The sequence below is a fragment of the Massilia alkalitolerans DSM 17462 genome (assembly GCF_000427785.1).
Lineage (GTDB): Bacteria > Pseudomonadota > Gammaproteobacteria > Burkholderiales > Burkholderiaceae_D > Telluria > Telluria alkalitolerans.
The window spans coordinates 213,167-228,270 of the sequence record NZ_ATYR01000005.1; the positions used below are offsets into that span (position 1 = coordinate 213,167).

The 15,104-nt window shown below is 64.3% G+C and carries 17 protein-coding genes; 2 read left to right on the top strand and 15 right to left on the bottom strand.

The genetic code is table 11. The features are described from left to right. Positions 1 to 82: 82 nt before the first annotated feature. The 4 genes from YWC_RS0107855 to YWC_RS0107870 all read right to left on the bottom strand — a co-directional run bounded on the left by YWC_RS0107855 (position 83) and on the right by YWC_RS0107870 (position 4,911). Positions 83 to 2,878, bottom strand: a complete 2,796-nt coding sequence (locus YWC_RS0107855) for a M16 family metallopeptidase (RefSeq protein ID WP_036213585.1) — start codon at positions 2,876 to 2,878, stop codon at positions 83 to 85. Positions 2,879 to 2,954: 76 nt separating this feature from the next. Then, complete coding sequence (locus tag YWC_RS0107860) at positions 2,955 to 3,404, bottom strand: CBS domain-containing protein (RefSeq protein WP_027864873.1); 450 nt, start codon at positions 3,402 to 3,404, stop codon at positions 2,955 to 2,957. Positions 3,405 to 3,486: 82 nt separating this feature from the next. Next, on the bottom strand, positions 3,487 to 3,837 hold the full coding sequence (locus YWC_RS0107865) for a DUF3579 domain-containing protein (protein WP_027864874.1): 351 nt from the start codon (positions 3,835 to 3,837) through the stop codon (positions 3,487 to 3,489). A 114-nt stretch (positions 3,838 to 3,951) separates the two neighbouring features. Continuing rightward, positions 3,952 to 4,911 carry a CobD/CbiB family protein gene (locus YWC_RS0107870; protein ID WP_027864875.1) on the bottom strand — a complete coding sequence of 320 codons (960 nt, stop codon included), beginning with the start codon at positions 4,909 to 4,911 and terminating at the stop codon, positions 3,952 to 3,954. Positions 4,912 to 5,088: 177 nt separating this feature from the next. On the opposite strand from YWC_RS0107870, the gene YWC_RS34165 reads away from it, so the two are divergent. Beyond that, the gene (locus tag YWC_RS34165; RefSeq protein ID WP_211238955.1) at positions 5,089 to 5,586 is read left to right on the top strand and encodes a GNAT family N-acetyltransferase; all 498 of its coding nucleotides are present in this window, start codon (positions 5,089 to 5,091) and stop codon (positions 5,584 to 5,586) included. On the opposite strand, the gene YWC_RS0107880 is transcribed toward YWC_RS34165, so the two are convergent. The 6 genes from YWC_RS0107880 to YWC_RS0107905 all read right to left on the bottom strand — a co-directional run bounded on the left by YWC_RS0107880 (position 5,528) and on the right by YWC_RS0107905 (position 9,289). Then, positions 5,528 to 6,196, bottom strand: a complete 669-nt coding sequence (locus YWC_RS0107880) for a CoA pyrophosphatase (RefSeq protein WP_027864877.1) — start codon at positions 6,194 to 6,196, stop codon at positions 5,528 to 5,530. The two genes, YWC_RS34165 and YWC_RS0107880, sit on opposite strands and share 59 nt — an antisense overlap. Before the next feature lie 68 nt (positions 6,197 to 6,264). Beyond that, positions 6,265 to 6,651, bottom strand: a complete 387-nt coding sequence (gene rplS / locus YWC_RS0107885) for a 50S ribosomal protein L19 (RefSeq protein WP_027864878.1) — start codon at positions 6,649 to 6,651, stop codon at positions 6,265 to 6,267. Positions 6,652 to 6,760: 109 nt separating this feature from the next. Next, entirely contained in the window at positions 6,761 to 7,522 is a 762-nt protein-coding gene (trmD, locus tag YWC_RS0107890; RefSeq protein ID WP_027864879.1) for a tRNA (guanosine(37)-N1)-methyltransferase TrmD, read from the bottom strand. A gap of 26 nt (positions 7,523 to 7,548) precedes the next feature. After that, a complete protein-coding gene (rimM, locus tag YWC_RS0107895; protein WP_027864880.1) occupies positions 7,549 to 8,079 on the bottom strand; it encodes a ribosome maturation factor RimM in 531 nt (176 codons plus the stop codon). 41 nt (positions 8,080 to 8,120) lie between these two features. Beyond that, positions 8,121 to 8,369, bottom strand: a complete 249-nt coding sequence (rpsP, locus tag YWC_RS31985) for a 30S ribosomal protein S16 (RefSeq protein WP_036216003.1) — start codon at positions 8,367 to 8,369, stop codon at positions 8,121 to 8,123. A gap of 167 nt (positions 8,370 to 8,536) precedes the next feature. Beyond that, entirely contained in the window at positions 8,537 to 9,289 is a 753-nt protein-coding gene (locus YWC_RS0107905; RefSeq protein ID WP_027864882.1) for an AAA family ATPase, read from the bottom strand. Between the two features lie 89 nt (positions 9,290 to 9,378). Here YWC_RS0107905 and YWC_RS0107910 point away from each other — a divergent pair, with 89 nt between their 5' ends. Further along, positions 9,379 to 9,792: an NINE protein gene (locus YWC_RS0107910; RefSeq protein WP_027864883.1), complete on the top strand. Its 414-nt coding sequence runs from the start codon at positions 9,379 to 9,381 to the stop codon at positions 9,790 to 9,792. Between the two features lie 98 nt (positions 9,793 to 9,890). On the opposite strand, the gene YWC_RS0107915 is transcribed toward YWC_RS0107910, so the two are convergent. The 5 genes from YWC_RS0107915 to YWC_RS0107935 form a co-directional block, all read right to left on the bottom strand. Further along, a complete protein-coding gene (locus YWC_RS0107915) occupies positions 9,891 to 10,295 on the bottom strand; it encodes a hypothetical protein (RefSeq protein ID WP_027864884.1) in 405 nt (134 codons plus the stop codon). 279 nt (positions 10,296 to 10,574) lie between these two features. Then, the gene (locus YWC_RS31515) at positions 10,575 to 11,201 is read right to left on the bottom strand and encodes a hypothetical protein (RefSeq protein ID WP_051306316.1); all 627 of its coding nucleotides are present in this window, start codon (positions 11,199 to 11,201) and stop codon (positions 10,575 to 10,577) included. Between the two features lie 190 nt (positions 11,202 to 11,391). Next, the gene (locus YWC_RS0107925; RefSeq protein WP_027864885.1) at positions 11,392 to 13,182 is read right to left on the bottom strand and encodes an acyl-CoA dehydrogenase; all 1,791 of its coding nucleotides are present in this window, start codon (positions 13,180 to 13,182) and stop codon (positions 11,392 to 11,394) included. A gap of 223 nt (positions 13,183 to 13,405) precedes the next feature. Further along, positions 13,406 to 14,335: an electron transfer flavoprotein subunit alpha/FixB family protein gene (locus YWC_RS0107930; RefSeq protein WP_027864886.1), complete on the bottom strand. Its 930-nt coding sequence runs from the start codon at positions 14,333 to 14,335 to the stop codon at positions 13,406 to 13,408. A gap of 11 nt (positions 14,336 to 14,346) precedes the next feature. Next, positions 14,347 to 15,096, bottom strand: coding sequence for an electron transfer flavoprotein subunit beta/FixA family protein (locus tag YWC_RS0107935; protein ID WP_027864887.1), 750 nt, complete (start codon positions 15,094 to 15,096; stop codon positions 14,347 to 14,349). Positions 15,097 to 15,104: the final 8 nt, after the last annotated feature.

The window sequence follows — 15,104 nt, forward strand, 5'->3', positions numbered from 1 at the left end:
TGTGCAAATAATGCTTCCCAAGGGCAACATTTTAACGCAGCAATAGGGTCCTTGTCATAATTGGGAGTGCGCTTGTTGCTTTCTAGGGTGAATCCTTGCCCTTGTCGCCCGCCTTGCTCTGGTCGCCCGCCATCACCACCGACAGCCTGGAAGGATCGATCGCCTTGCGGAAGGCCGCGTTCAGCTGCGGCAGCGTGACCGCCATCAGCTTGGCCTCGAACTGGGCCGACCAGTCGTAGGTGCGGCCGCGGTACAGGTAGGAAGTCCAGCCCGATGCCAGCGCAGCGTCGTTGGTCCGGTTCTGGATGCGCTGCTGCATCAGGCCCGACTTGGCGTCGGCCAGTTCTTCGGCCGTGAAGCCGCTTGTTACGGCACGCGCCAGTTCGTCGCGCACCGCGCGGTCGAGCTTGCGCAGGTTCTGCGGCGCGGCGATGGCGCTGATCGAGAAGCTGCCCGCACGGTCGAGGTCTCCCGGCGACAGGTCCGAGCCGCCGCCGTAGGACAGTCCTTCCTTCTGGCGGATGCGGTCCATCAGGCGCGATTTCAGCCCGCCCTCTCCGAACACGTAATTCGCCAGCATCAGGGCCGGGTAGTCCGCATCCTCGAGGTTCAGGTCGAGGTTCATGCGCGCCAGGTAGAAGCCGTTTTCCTTGTCCGGCGTATCGAGGGTACGGCTGATGGGCGCGACCTCGGCATGCTTGCGCAGCACCGGCGCCACGTTGGCCGGCGCTTTCCAATTGCCGAACAGCTTGTCGACCAGGGGCGCGATCTCCTTCTGCTCGAAGTCGCCGACGATCGCCATCTGGGCCGGATTGGTGTTGTAGTAGTCGCGGTGGAAAGCCTGGATGTCCTCCAGGCGCGCGGCCTTGACGTCCTCCAGGTCTTCCTCGAGCGTGTTGGCGTGGCGGATGTCGCCGCGCGGGTACTGGTCGAAGTGGGTGGACAGCGCGCGCGAGGCCACGCTCTGCGGTTCGGCGCGGCTGGCTTCCAGGCCGACCAGGATCTGCTTGCGCAGCTGCTCGAATTCGGCGGCCGGGAAGGCCGGCTCGCGCAGCACGTGGGCCGCCAGTTTCAAGGCCTCCGGCAAGTGTTCGCGGGTGGTCTGGAAGCTGGTCGGGCCGCCGGTCATCTTGAGCTTGTCGAAGGCGTCGGCCAGCTGGGCGCGGGTGTACTGGCTGGTGCCGCGCATCAGCATCGCGGACGACAGCGCCGACACCATGCCCTTGCCGAACAGGTTCTTCTCGTCCCCCATGTGCTGGTACAGGTGCACGGTGACGGTCTCGCCGCGGTTCTTCTTCGGCAGCAGCGCCAGCTTCACGCCGCCCAGCGTCGTGAGCGTGGTGCGCTTCATGATGTTGGCCTGGCTCGGGTCGAAGTCTTCCGACACCAGGCTGGAGTCGGACGGCTTGTAGTCCTTCATGACCGTCTCCACGCTCGGCGCCGCGGGAATCACCGCGCGCACCGGCGCGTCCTCGGGAATGAAGGTGCCGGTCACGCGGTTGCTGCGCACGAAGTAGCGGCCGGCGCTGGCCGCCACCTGCTCCGCCTTGACCTCCTTGATGCGTTCGCGTCCCAGGAAATACAGGCGCCAGTCGCCCAGCGCGATGGCCTCGGACAGCGCCACGCCGAAGGCCTGGGCATCGTTGACGCTGCGTTCGATCGTGTTGAGCCAGGAGCGTCGTACCCGCTCCATCTCTTCCTCGGTGGGCGGACGCTTGGCGAAGCCTTCCACCGCTTCGGTCAGCGCCTCGCGCACCGGCTCGATCGGCTCGCCCTTCTTCACCACCGCGCCGTAGAACTGCAGGCCCGGGGCGTAGCCGGTCTGGCCGAAGCTGAACACCTGGCTGGCCTTGCCGGTTTCCACCAGGAGCTTGTGCAGGCGGCCGTTCGGCGCGTCGCCCAGGATCTCGGAGGTGAAGCCGAGGGCTTCCGACTCCTGCTGCAGGTCGGACGGGATCTTGTAGCCGACCGCGACGATCTGCATGTCGCCCTGGCGCCGCACGGCGAAGCTGCGTTCGCCGTCCTGGGTCGGCTCGACGGTCCAGAACTGCGGCAGCGCGCGCTTCGGCTTCGGGATCGCGCCGAACAGGCGGTTGATCTGGGCCAGGGTCGCGTTCGGCTCGAACTTGCCGGCCACCAGCAGCACCGCATTGTCGGGCTGGTACCAGGTGCGGTAGAAGGCCTGCAGGTTGGCGATGCGGACGTTCTCGATGTCGCTGCGGTTGCCGATGGTCGAGCGGCCGTAGCTGTGCCAGTCGTAGGCCACGCTCTGCATGCGCTTGAACAGCACCTGTGCCGGCGAATTCTCACCGCTTTCGAACTCGTTGCGCACCACCGTCATCTCGGAGGCCAGGTCCTTCTGCGCCACCGGCGAGTTGACCATGCGGTCGGCCTCCATCTGCAGCGCCCAGTTCAGGTTGTCGGGCGAGGCCTGGAAGACTTCATAGTAGTTGGTACGGTCGAGCGAAGTGGTGCCGTTGAAGTCCATGCCGCGCCGCGCGAACTGGCCGGTGATGTCGGGGTTCTTCCTGGTGCCCTTGAACAGCAGGTGCTCGAGCAGGTGGGCCATGCCGGTCTCGCCGTAATTCTCGTGGCGCGAGCCGACCAGGTAGGTGACGTTGACGGTCACGGTCGGGCGAGAATTGTCGGGGAACAGCAGCACCTTCAGGCCGTTGGCCAGGCGGTATTCCGTGATGCCCTCGGCGGAAGGGCCGAGGGTGACGCCCTTGGGCAGGGGCGCACTTTTCTGCTGCGGCGCTTTTCGATGCTGCGCAGTATCCTGCGCCGGCGCGCTCCAGGCGGCGCCGGCCATGAAAAAGCACAGGCTTCCGCTGAGCACCTGCGCGGCGAGGCCGCGCTTGCAAGTCAATCCGTCCATGGTGTCCTGTCATGTTGGCAGGACAGTGCCGTCCTGCATGTTCTTGAACAATGCAGGATGGTAACAGACGGAATCCCTACTGGCGGGCCCTGCGCTCGTGCGCTTGTTGATATGGGCTAATACGGCTCAATTCGCCCATCTCCTCGGCCAGGAATTCGAGCAGGTCGTCGGCGCTGACGATGCCGGCCAGGCTGCCGCCGGCGTCGATGACGGGCACGCGGCGGATGCCGCGCAGGCGCATGCGTTCGATGGTCTCGTAAACGTCGTCGGTGTCGCGCGCGGTGAGCAGGTCCTCGGTCATGATGTCGCCCACCTGCAGGCTGGCCGGATCGAGGCCGGGGGCGATCACGGAAATGACGATGTCGCGGTCGGTCACGATCCCGACCGGGACGCGGGCGCCGTCGAACTGGTCGACGACGATCACGTCGCCCACGTGCAGGCGGCGCATCGTGATGGCCGCGCCCTGCACGGTTTCGTCACGGGTGCAGTGGGCGGCTTCGCTGGTGCAGATGTCGCGGATGTGCATGGCGGTGTCCCCCAATGAAAAATGGCGCTATGACTTTTATCATAGCGCCAGTTCTCGAATCTGGAAGGTGAAACCGCAAGTGTCAGGCGGCCGGTTTCTTCTCGTCCGGGGCCGGCACGAAACATGCGTCCGCCACTTGCAGGTCGTTGTCCTTGGCAAAGTTCAGCAGGAAGTGATAGGCCAGGGGTTCGATCTTCTGCAGTTCGCGGCTGACCACCACGGCCTTCACGCCGTTGACGTTGGTCGGGTGGACCCAGGGCGAGAACTGGAGGTGGGAATCGCGGCCGGCGGCGCCGGGAGCGAAGCAGGACATGACGCCGCACAGGCGCTCGGCCCAGTCGCTGGGGCGGAACTGCCTGCCTTTGCTCGTAATGCCCAGGATAAAAAACTCGTCCTTCAGTTTTTTATCCGTGGTGTGCGGTAACTCGGCCATAGTGCTGCTTGCTGATACAAGAATACTGCGTGGATGAGAACAACCTCAGCTCAGTATTATATCTTATAGAAGACTCACGGACGAGACCCGATACACGCCGATACACGATAAGGCTCAGCCGAGCCACACCACGCTCGACAACAGGAGCAGCAGGATCATCCACAGGATCAGCGCCCGCCACACCAGCCCGACCGTGCTCTGCAGCGCGCGCAGGTTCGGTTCCTCGCCCGGCAGCACCTCGGTATCGCTGTCGCTCAGGTCGACCGTGGCCGCGTCCAGCGGCAGCAGCTGCGGGGCATTCTCGGCCGGCGTTCCCAGCCGTACGCCCATCGCGCCGCCGCCCGCGGCCAGGATGATGCCTTTCGATTCGTCGGCCCAGCGGCGCGCGAAATTGCGCCAGGCATAGATCGCATCCTCGAAGTTGCCGACCACAGCAAAGGCCACCGCCGTCAGGCGCACCGGGATCCAGTCGATCCAGTAAAAGGCCTTGGCGGCGAACAGGCCGAAGGCCTCGTTGCGCATGTGGTCGGGCTCGTTCCAGGCGCGCGCCAGGTATTCGGACACGCGGTACAACACCGCCCCGGCCGGTCCAAGCGGCATCAGGAACCAGAAGAATACGCCGAATACGTTGCGGTGGGTGGTGATCAGGGATTTTTCGACGGCGACCCGGGCGATCTCGGTAGCGTCCATGCCGACGGTATCCAGGCGGGTCCACTCGGCCAGCAGCTGGCGCGCCCCTGCTTCGTCGCCCTGGTTCAGGGCCAGCTGGATCGAGGTGAAATAATGGCTGTAGTGGCGGAAACCCAGGGTCAGGTAGACGATCAGGACGTTCCAGGCAAAGGCCAGCAGCACCAGGTTGTAGTGCATGAAGACCCAGTAGATGAGCCAGGTGGGCAGCATCAGCGCCAGCATCATCAGGATCCAGCCCATGCGGCCATTCTTCTGCTCGCCCGCATTGAACCAGCCCTCGATGCGCATCGCGAACGACTTGATGCCACCGTAGACCTGGTTATCGGCCCGCAGCGGCTTCAGCTGTTCGATGATCAGCGCGACGAGGATGGAGAAAAATGTCATTCAGGAATCCTTTTTTGTTCTGGCAATACCATGCTGCCCGCTACGATAGCGGAGAAGCCGTCGGGAATCAAATCAGGGAATGGAGGAAGGGTTCAGAAAAATTGCAGCGGCACTGCTGCCCTCCTGAAGCATTCGTGGAAAAATGCATATTTTTAAAGAAACTACCTGGATCATTCCATGCATATTCGCGAGGCCGCCGCGCAAGACCTGGAACACATCGTCCGTCTGTTTGCCCAGCTGGGATATGCGAGCGACCCGGCGCAGGTGGAGCAGCAATTGCGCACCCTGGAAGACGAGCGTTGCGGCCGGGCCCTGGTGGCGGAAGCTTCCGGCGCACTCGCCGGCATCGCCGTCGTCCACCTCATCAAGCCCATCCATGTGCCGGCGCCCTGGGCGCTGCTGTCGGCCCTGGTGGTCGATGAGCGGAGCAGGAGTGTCGGGATCGGACAGGCGCTGTTGGCCGCCGCCGAGGAATTCGCCTTGGCGCATGGCTGTTCTCAACTGGAACTGTCCAGCAGCAGCCGGCGCACGCGGGCCCACATATTTTACGAGCGAAACGCTTACAGGAAAAGCGCCTGCGCTTCGTCAAGACCTTGGCCTGAACGGGCGCACCGGCTCAGGCGCGCAAGAAGTGATACAGGTTGCGCAGCATGGCCGCTGTCGCGCCCCAGATGAAGTACTCCTTGTAGGGCATGGCATAGAAGCGCCGCTTCCCTGCCCCGTCCGGCAAGGCCACCGAACGGCGTTCATGGTGGGCGCCGGACATCAGGAAGGCAAGTGGCACCTCGAAGATCTCGGCCACTTCGCCCGGGTCGGCGCTCAGTGCGAACGGCGGCTGCACCAGGGCGACCACGGGCGTGACGCGATAGGCGCTGATGGTGACGTGCTCGGGCAGCACGCCGATGATCTCGACGTGGCGGCGGTGCAGGCCGATCTCTTCTTCCGCCTCGCGCAGGGCGGTCTCGATCGGCGAGGAATCCAGCTCTTCGGCACGGCCGCCCGGAAAGCTGATCTGCCCGGCGTGGCTGGACAGGTGGTCGGTGCGGCGGGTCAAGAGCACCGTGAGGCCTTCCGGCCGCTCCACCAGCGGCACCAGCACGGCGGCGCGGCGCAGGCGCAGGGCGGGCGCGGCCAGCGACTCGTCGGAGGTTTCGGGATCCCAGGGCAAGGTGCGGGCGAAGCGCGCGCGCACGGCCGCCGGATCCAGCAACTCGCGGGCGAGCGGCGCTTCGCCGGCCAGGCCCTCGACCGGCATCAGGGTGGGATCGAACACGGGCTTATGCAAATCACATTTCCTTCGGCGGAAAAGAAAAAGGCATCCTTGCGGATGCCTTTTTCAGTGCACAGACGCTATTACTCAGCAGCAGCAACGGTAGCTGCTTTGCGCTGCGGCAGCTTTTCCTTGATACGTGCCGATTTGCCCGAACGCTCGCGCAGGTAGTACAGCTTGGCGCGACGGACGTCACCGCGGCGCTTCACTTCGATCGAAGCGATCAGCGGCGAGTACAGCTGGAAGGTACGCTCGACGCCTTCGCCCGACGAGATCTTGCGAACGATGAAGTTCGAGTTCAGGCCGCGGTTACGACGCGAGATGACGACGCCTTCGTATGCCTGGGCGCGCTTGCGGTTGCCTTCGACGACGTTGACGCTGACGACCACGGTGTCGCCCGGTGCGAAATCAGGGATCTTGCGGCCGAGGCGCGCAATTTCTTCTTGCTCGAGTTGTTGGATCAGATCCATTTTTATTACTCCATAAACCATCTTGCTGGCGCTGTACGATTGCCCAGTAGAGGATGGGGTTGAACATGCGGGCAACATGCCCGCCGTTACATGCACACAAGGTACATTCTTACTCGGCAGGCTTGTTCAGCTCCGCCAGAAACTTTTCGTCGGCCTTGCTCAGCTGGCCGCTAGCACGCGCACGCTCCAGCTGGTCCGGCCGCTTCCTGAAGGTCGCCTCCAGCATGCGCTGGCGGCGCCACTTCATGATCTCGGCGTGGTTGCCGCCCATCAGGACCGGCGGCACCGGCTCGCCTTCGTAGACTTCCGGGCGCGTGTAGTGCGGCGAATCGAGCAGGCCGTTGACGAAACTGTCTTCGACCGCCGAGGCTTCGTCGCCCAGCACGCCGGGCAGCAGCCGCACCACCGCATCCATCAGCGCCATCGCCGGCAACTCGCCGCCCGACAGCACGAAGTCGCCGATCGAGATTTCCTCGTCGACGCAGCGGTCCAGCAAGCGCTGGTCCACCGCTTCGTAGCGGCCGCACAGCACCACCAGTCCCGGCTCGTTCTTCAAGGCCATCGCACGTTCGTGCGTCAGCGGCTTGCCCTGCGGCGACATGAACACCACGCGCGGCGCGGGCAGGCCGAGCTCGACCTGGCGCTGTTTGGCGGCGCCGATCGCGGCTTCGAGGGGCTTGGCCAGCATCACCATCCCGGGGCCGCCGCCGTAAGGGCGGTCATCCACGGTGCGGTGGCGGTCCTGCGTGAAATCGCGCGGATTCCAGATCTGCAGGCTCCAGCGTCCCTGTTCGAAGGCGCGGCGGGTCACGCCCGACTGCGTCAACGCGGTAAACATTTCCGGAAACAAGCTCACGACATCAAACTGCATCGGGACCTCGCTTCACGTTCCTAGGGTCAATAATCCAGACCCCAGTCAAGGGTAATCTTCTTTGATTCGAGATCGACGGTCCGGACGAACTGGTCCACAAACGGCACGAGGCGCTCCGATACTTTCGCATCGGGGGCGCCAGCCTCGACGGGCGTGATCCTGAGGATCGACTGCGCGCCGTTGTGCATCATGTCGGTCACCTTGCCGAGGGCTTCGCCCTCCAGGTTGACCGCGTCCAGTCCGATCAGGTCGGACCAGTAGAATTCGTCTTCCTCGAGCTTCGGGAACTCGCTGCGCGCCACGAACACGCCCGCACCTTTCAGCGCTTCGGCTTCGTTGCGGTCACGCATGCCGACCAGGGTGGCGACCACGTCGCCGCCATGCATCTTCGCGGTCCGCACGGAGACGGAGCGCTGGGCCGGCTTGTCGAGCCACCAGGTCTTGACCTTCAGCAGCGCATCGGCGTCCGTCGAGAACGGAGTGACGCGAAGTCCACCCACGATCCCGAATGCGCCGGATACGTATCCAACCTGAACCAGGTCGTCGGGGACTTGCACCCCGGATGCTGCCGAATCGGTCAAGCCTTGACCTGCCTTACTTAAGCTGCAGGCTGCTGGTTGGCAACCAGGCGAGCAACGGTCGGCGACAGTTGTGCGCCAACGCCTTGCCAATGAGCCAGACGGTCAGCAGCGATACGCAGGCCGACTTCAGCGCCCGAAGCCATCGGGTTGTAGAAACCGATGCGCTCGATGAAACGGCCATCGCGACGGTTACGCGAATCGGTTGCAACGATGTTGTAGAACGGGCGCTTTTTTGCGCCGCCACGAGCCAAACGGATAACGACCATAATATTTCCAAAAAGTTGTATTGGACGGAGAAAGCCGACGATTATAGCGCGTAAGCCTAGATAGGGGCAAGCGGTTATAGCAACACGGCGGACACGCAGCGTGAGGTTCGGCGAATTGAGCATTATCGCCGATTTTTGGCGACAAGGCCACTGTTGGCGGCCCTTCCCTACTCCTCGCCCATCAGGACACGTAGCATGCGTGATGGATTGGCCAGGAAATCGTGGGTGACGCGGTAGTGTTCCGTATCTTCGTAGGCGATCTCGCGGATGCCGTGCTCGCCGCATTCGTAGATGGTGGCGTTCGGGTAGGCCATCAGGATCGGCGAATGGGTGGCGATGACGAACTGGCTGCGCTTGCCGACCAGGTCGTGCAGTCGGCTCAGCAGCGCGAGCTGGCGCTGCGGCGACAGGGCGGCCTCGGGTTCGTCCAGCATGTAGAAGCTCTGCCCGCCGAAGCGTTCCATGAACAGGGTGAGGAAGGACTCGCCATGCGACTGCTTGTGCAGCGATTTGCCGCCGAACGAGTTGATGATCGGTGGGCCGCCAGGCCCTTCGTCGAGGCGTTCGATTTCGCTGCTGACGTTGTAGAAGGTCTCGGCGCGCAGGAAGAAGCCGTCGCGCGGTTTTTCGAAGCCGCGCACGAAGCGCAGGTGTTCGTGCAGGCTCGAATGCGACTCCCAGGTGGCAAACCTGAAGTTGCGGCTGCCGCCCTCGGCATTGAAGCCCATGCCCACTGCGATCGCCTCCAGCAGGGTCGACTTGCCGGAGCCGTTCTCCCCGACCAGGAAGGTGACATTCGGGTGCAGGACCAGGCGCGCGAGGGACCGGATCGCCGGCAGGGTGAAGGGAAACGCGGCGGGCTCAAGCGGCGCGGTGGGCTTGAGCTGGATTTCTGCCAGGTAGGAGCGCGTCTTGAACATGGTCGGATGATGGGCTGGGTGCACGCAATGCGTGCCTTCCTTGCCATTTTGCACCATACTTCGGTTTTCCTGAACTTTTGGCAACGCTCATGGCTGTCCAGCACAAGAACAAGACCATCGCCACTCTGCTCGCCCTGCTGCTGGGCGGCTTCGGCGTGCACCGCTTCTACCTGAAAGGCGGCGCCGACCGCCTCGGCCTGCTGCACCTGTGCAGCCTGCCGCTGACCGGCATCCTGTGGGGCGCGGTGAAGCCGCACCCATTCTACGTGCTGCTGCCGCTATTGCTGTCGTACATCGTGGGCTTCATCGAGGGGCTCGTCATCGGGCTGACGCCGGACGAGGCCTGGGATGCGCAGCACAACAAGGACAGCGGCAAGCGTTCGCGCTCGAACTGGGTGCTGGCGCTGGTGCTGGTGCTGATCCTGGGAGTGGGAGCGATCGTGCTGATCGGGACGATTGCGCGGGTGTTCGACCTGCTGTACACCGGCGGCTCCTACGGCTGATCGCGGCTTGCTCGAACCCGGGGGAACAATGCCGGCAGCATCGTTCCCCCGGGCTCACAGGCGGACTGGAGGCCCTCGCTCGGGCCGGCGGCGACCGACTAGTCGTGATCCTTGTCGTGGTCCTTGTCGTCATCCTTGTCATGATCCTTGTCGTGATCATGATGCTTGCCGAGCTTCTTTGCTTCGTCGACCAGGTCGTGCTGCAGGTGGTCGAGCTTGCGGGCGAAGACGCCGAGGCGCTCCAGCGCGTCCTTCACGAAGGCCTTGTACTCGTAGAGCTCCTTCTTGTACTTGTAAGCCTTCTTCTTCCACTCCTCGCGCTCCTTCTTGTACTCGTCGCGCTCCTTGCGGTACTCGTCGCGCTCCTTCTTGTACTCGGCCCGCTCCTTCTTGCACTTGCAGTAGTCGCGGTCCTTGTCGTCATCCCTGTCCCGGTCGCGGTCGTGGCCGCAATCCTTGTCGTGGTCGTGATCGTGGTTGTCGCCGTAGTTCTCGATACCCATGATGTTTTCCTCGTCGAGCCGTTGAGTGTGGGATGGGCCGCGCGGCTCATGCGCGGCTTAGGTACAAGTTAGTTCCGTAAGGATGAGCCCGCTTTGAGCCAAACTAAATATCGAAGTACATGTTTTTATGCAAATTTCCTTTGCACATAATGTCTTTATTGCAAATATTATTTGCCGAAATAAATTGAAACGATGAAAGCGTTAGCAGGGCAATAAAAAAAGCGGCCCACAGGCCGCTTCAAAGACGGTGTTGGCACACCGCCAGCACTTCCACTGCTCTCACAAACCTGCTGGCCAGCGATACTTCGGCAGCACACGCGGTGCGGTACCGCTGATGACGACGATCTCCCGGCCTCCCACCAGCTCGATCTGGGCCGGATCGCCCGTATACGGCGTGAGCCTTTCGTTCTCGATCAGGTAGAAGCGGATTGGCCCCGCCAGCCCGGCCGTGCCCGCGGCCGCCAGGGGCTGGCGCCACAGCGCGAAGAACTGCCCCAGCGTGAAGCGTTTCGCGACATCGGTCTCGATGTGCAGCACGCCGGTCACGTCGTGGGTGTGCAGCTCGTAGGTACAGCCATTGCTGCGGCCGACATTGTCGGGCAGTCCGACCCGCACCCCATCCTTGTAGACCGAGAGCAGCGCATGCACGTGGTAGCGGATCGTGCCCAGGCAGCCGACGCCGCCCACCGGGTCGCGCGTGGGCGGCGCCGTCCAGGCCGGCCAGCCGCGCGGGCTGTTGATGGTGCCGGCGACGAGCTCGGTATAGGTGTCGGCCAGTACGACCTCGGGCGCCGGCGGGTTCGGCTGCGGTGGCGGCGGCGGGCTGGGCACGACCGGCGGCGGATCGGCCGCAGTGGCGCCGCCGTCGGAATCGTTGCCGCCGCCACAAGCGGCCAGCAGCAACATTGATGAAACCGCCAGGACTGTGTAAGGGTATCGGCTTCGTCGCGTTGACAGCATATCGGCTCCCGTAGTGATGATAAGTAGAGCCAGCTTACGAACGCGGCCGTCACGCCCCGTTTGTCCGACATCAAACTCAGCGGGCGGGCAATAAAAAAGCGGCCCGCAGGCCGCTCCGTGTCGATGCTCCGAACGATCAGAACTGATCGACCTCCAGCGCCAGCACGCCCGGCGCGCCTTCGACGATGGCGGTGCGCAGGCCAGGGGCGCTCGAGAGCACGTGGTCGGCGAAGAAGCGCGCGGTGGCGATCTTGGCGCGCAGGAAGGACGCATCGCCCTCGCCTGCCGCCAGCTTCTTCTGGGCGACCAGTGCGGCGCGCGCCATCTGCCAGCCGCCCAGCACGATGCCGGCCAGCTTCAGGTACGGCACGCTGCCCGCGAACACGGCGCGCACGTCCGATTTGGCGTTGGCCACGACGAAGTCGACCACCTGTTCCAGCGCCGTCGAACCGAGCGCCAGCTGGCGGCGGATCGCGGCGAATTCCTCGCCCTGGACTTCGTCCAGCTGCGCCTGGACCGCGCGCACCTGTTCGATCAGCGACTTCGCCACGGCGCCGCCGTCACGCACGGTCTTGCGGCCCACCAGGTCGTTGGCCTGGATCGCGGTGGTGCCTTCGTAGATCGTGAGGATCTTGGCGTCGCGGTAGTGCTGGGCCGCGCCGGTTTCTTCGATGAAGCCCATGCCGCCATGCACCTGCACACCGTCGCGCGCCACGTTCTCGCTCATCTCGGTCGACCAGCCCTTGATGATCGGGACCAGGTATTCGTAGACCGACAGGTTGGCCTTGCGGGTCGCTTCGTCAGGGTGGTTGTGCGCGATGTCGGACAAGGCGGCGCCGACGTAGGCCAGCGCACGCGCGGCCTCGGTCTGGGAACGCATCGACATCAGCATGCGGCGCACATCCGGGTGGTTGATGATGGCCACCGGGCCCGGCGAACCGGCCACTTCGCGCGACTGGACGCGGTCCTTGGCGAAAGCGACGGCCTGCTGGTAGGCGCGTTCGGCCAGGCCGACGCCCTGCATGCCGACGCCGAAGCGCGCCGCGTTCATCATGATGAACATGTACTCGAGGCCGCGGTTCTCTTCGCCCACCAGGGTGCCGATGGCGCCGCCGTGGTCGCCGAACTGCAGCACGGCGGTCGGCGAGGCCTTGATGCCCAGCTTGTGCTCGATCGAGACGCAGTGCGCATCGTTGCGCTCGCCCAGCGAGCCATCAAGGTTCACCAGGAACTTCGGCACGATGAACAGCGAGATGCCCTTCACGCCGCTTGGCGCGTCCGGCGTGCGCGCCAGCACGAGGTGGATGATGTTCTCCGCCATGTCGTGCTCGCCGTAGGTGATGAAGATCTTGGTGCCGAAGATCTTGTAGGTGCCGTCACCCTGCGGCTCGGCGCGGGTGCGCACGGCGGCCAGGTCGGAACCGGCTTGCGGCTCGGTCAGGTTCATGGTGCCGGTCCACTTGCCGCTGATGAGCGGCTCCAGGAACAGCTTCTTCTGTTCATCCGACCCGGCGGTGAGCAGCGCCTCGATGGCGCCGTCGGTCAGCAGCGGCGCCAGCGCGAAGGACAGGTTGGCTGCGTGCAGCATCTCCATGCACGGCGTCGCGACCAGCTTCGGCAGGCCCTGGCCGCCGAATTCGCTCGGATGCTGGATGCCTTGCCAGCCGCCGTCGGCAAACGCCCGGAAGGCGTCGCGGAAGCCCTTCGAGGTGGTGACCGACCCATCCTTCCAGAAGCTCGGCTCCTTGTCGCCGGCGTGGTTCAGCGGCGCGATGACCTCGCCGCAGAACTTCGCGCTTTCTTCGAGCACGGCATCCACGGTGTCCGGGGTCGCGTCCTCGCAGCCGGGCAGCTGGTTGATCTCGGCCAGATTCGCCAGTTCGTTCAGCACGAACTGCATGTCTTTCAGCGGGGCTTGATAGCTCACCTTTGTCTCCTGATATAGGTCTGCGACGTCGAACGCCACAGGATACGTACGCTACAAACTACAACGTCGTTCCCGCGAAGGCGGGAACCCAAGTTTGCCTGCGCTGCCTCTAACGTCGAACGCTAGCGATACGCATCTGAAATTGGGTTCCGGCCTGCGCCGGAACGACGTGGATGAGTAATCGAAGGTGGGGGCTGCATCGACGCGCACCCACCGTCGGAAATTAACCCAGTTCCTTGACCAGCTGCGGCACGACCTCGAACAGGTCGCCCACCAGGCCGTAGTCGGCCACCGAGAAGATCGGCGCTTCCGGATCCTTGTTGATGGCGACGATGGTCTTCGAGTCCTTCATGCCGGCCAGGTGCTGGATCGCGCCCGAGATGCCGACCGCGATGTACAGGGTCGGNGCGACGATCTTGCCGGTCTGGCCGACCTGCCAGTCGTTCGGCACGAAGCCGGCGTCGACCGCGGCGCGCGATGCGCCGATTGCGGCTTTCAGTTTGTCGGCCAGCGGCTCGAGCAGGGTGAAGTTCTCGGCCGATCCGATGCCGCGGCCACCCGACACGATGATCCTGGCGGCGGTCAGTTCCGGACGGCTCGAGGTGGCCAGCTCGCGGCCGACAAAGCTCGACTTGCCCGAATCGGCCACTGGAGCGATCTGCTCCACCGCAGCCGAACCGCCGGTGGCGGCGGCGTCGAACGCGGTGCCGCGCACGGTGATGACCTTCACCGGGTCGCCGGATTGGACGGTGGCGATGGCGTTACCGGCGTAGATCGGACGCTCGAAGGTGTCAGGGGACTCGACCTTGGTGATTTCCGAGATCTGGGCCACGTCCAGCCTGGCGGCCACGCGCGGCAGGATGTTCTTGCCGTAGGCAGTGGCCGGGGCCAGGATGTGCGAGTAGCTTGCGGCGATCGCCAGGATCTGCTCGGCCACGTTCTCGGCCAGGCCGTCCAGCAGCTGCGGCGCGTCGGCGACCAGCACCTTGGCTACACCCGCGATTCCAGCGGCGGCTTCGGCGGCGGCGCCACAGCCCGATCCGGCGACCAGGATGTGGACCTCGCCGGCGCATTGGGCGGCCGCGGTCACGGTGTGGTGGGTAGCGCCCTTGAGGGAGCCGTTGTCGTGTTCAGCAATGACGAGTGCGAGCATGTTCGCTTCTCCTAGATGACTTTGGCTTCGAAGCGCAGCTTCTGCACCAGGGTCGCCACGTCCGGCACCTTGACGCCGGCCGAGCGCTTGGCCGGCTCGACCACTTTCAGGGTCTTCAGGCGCGGGCTCACGTCGACGCCCAGGTCTTCCGGCTTGACGGTCGCCAAAGGCTTCTTCTTGGCCTTCATGATGTTCGGCAGCGTGACGTAGCGCGGCTCGTTCAGGCGCAGGTCGGTGGTGACGATGGCCGGCAAGGTCAAGCTGACTGTTTCCAGGCCGCCGTCGACTTCGCGGGTCACGGTGACTTTACCTTCTTCCAGCACCACTTTCGAAGCGAAGGTGGCTTGCGGCCAGCCCAGCAGCGCTGCCAGCATCTGGCCGGTCTGGTTCGCATCGTCGTCGATCGCCTGCTTGCCCAGGATGATCAAGTGCGGCTGTTCCTTGTCGGCCAGCGCCTTCATGATCTTGGCCACGGCCAGCGGCTCGGTCTCGACACTGGTCTCGACCAGGATGCCGCGGTCGGCGCCGATCGCCATGCCGGTACGCAGGGTTTCCTGGCACTGGGCGCTACCTACCGACACCGCCACCACCTCGGTGACCTCCCCGGCCTCCTTCAGGCGCACCGCTTCTTCGAGCGCGATCTCGTCGAACGGGTTCATCGACATTTTGACGTTGGCGGTATCCACGCCGCTGCCGTCGGATTTGACGCGGACCTTGACGTTGTAGTCGACCACGCGCTTGACGGGTACCAGGACTTTCATGGGTGTCT

Bases quoted from the DNA above. Each gene is read 5' to 3' on its own strand.
- YWC_RS0107855 (WP_036213585.1), bottom strand. From the start codon at position 2,878: ATGGACGGATTGACTTGCAAGCGCGGCCTCGCCGCGCAGGTGCTCAGC.
- YWC_RS0107860 (WP_027864873.1), bottom strand. From the start codon at position 3,404: ATGCACATCCGCGACATCTGCACCAGCGAAGCCGCCCACTGCACCCGT.
- YWC_RS0107865 (WP_027864874.1), bottom strand. From the start codon at position 3,837: ATGGCCGAGTTACCGCACACCACGGATAAAAAACTGAAGGACGAGTTT.
- YWC_RS0107870 (WP_027864875.1), bottom strand. From the start codon at position 4,911: ATGACATTTTTCTCCATCCTCGTCGCGCTGATCATCGAACAGCTGAAG.
- YWC_RS34165 (WP_211238955.1), top strand. From the start codon at position 5,089: ATGCATATTCGCGAGGCCGCCGCGCAAGACCTGGAACACATCGTCCGT.
- rplS (WP_027864878.1), bottom strand. From the start codon at position 6,651: ATGGATCTGATCCAACAACTCGAGCAAGAAGAAATTGCGCGCCTCGGC.
- trmD (WP_027864879.1), bottom strand. From the start codon at position 7,522: ATGCAGTTTGATGTCGTGAGCTTGTTTCCGGAAATGTTTACCGCGTTG.
- rpsP (WP_036216003.1), bottom strand. From the start codon at position 8,369: ATGGTCGTTATCCGTTTGGCTCGTGGCGGCGCAAAAAAGCGCCCGTTC.
- YWC_RS0107905 (WP_027864882.1), bottom strand. From the start codon at position 9,289: ATGTTCAAGACGCGCTCCTACCTGGCAGAAATCCAGCTCAAGCCCACC.
- YWC_RS0107910 (WP_027864883.1), top strand. From the start codon at position 9,379: ATGGCTGTCCAGCACAAGAACAAGACCATCGCCACTCTGCTCGCCCTG.
- YWC_RS0107915 (WP_027864884.1), bottom strand. From the start codon at position 10,295: ATGGGTATCGAGAACTACGGCGACAACCACGATCACGACCACGACAAG.
- YWC_RS31515 (WP_051306316.1), bottom strand. From the start codon at position 11,201: ATGTTGCTGCTGGCCGCTTGTGGCGGCGGCAACGATTCCGACGGCGGC.
- YWC_RS0107935 (WP_027864887.1), bottom strand. From the start codon at position 15,096: ATGAAAGTCCTGGTACCCGTCAAGCGCGTGGTCGACTACAACGTCAAG.